Here is a 443-nt window from a genome sequence, read left to right on the forward strand (position 1 = left end):
GGAACAGGGCGAGGCCGACGCCGCGGAGTACAACGTCGAGCAGGACCGTCATCTCGCCGCCGGCGATGCCGACGAGTCCGAGGAGGTCGTACACCCCGGACACAGCGAGCGCAGGAGCCATCAACAGGAGCGAACTGAACGCGAACGCTGCCCGCTCGCCACGGGAGACCGGCGCGTACGCGAACCCGATGACTGTCGCGGCCAGTGCGACGACGCCGAGGAAGACGCCGATCACGGGGATGAGAATCTCGGGGATCGCGTAGCCGACATCGAGGAGGTCCGCGGTCCCGACGACCCGGTATTTGTCCCCGATGTCGAGGGTGGCAGCGTCAGGGTTGCGCCGCAACAGGATGATGCCCGGCGTGACGATGAACGCGAACGGGACGATGGCCTTGTTGAGCGACAGCGAGAACGCCTCGATACCGGTCTCGAAGGCATCGGAC

Annotated in this window: 1 pseudogene; it reads right to left on the reverse strand. The window is 66.6% G+C overall.

The window, feature by feature from the left end:
* Positions 1 to 443, reverse strand: a pseudogene (locus FY251_RS21435) (TRAP transporter permease); the annotation flags it as partial.

Origin of the sequence: Haloferax sp. KTX1 (assembly GCF_902410085.1) — an archaeon.
Taxonomy (GTDB): domain Archaea; phylum Halobacteriota; class Halobacteria; order Halobacteriales; family Haloferacaceae; genus Haloferax; species Haloferax massiliensis.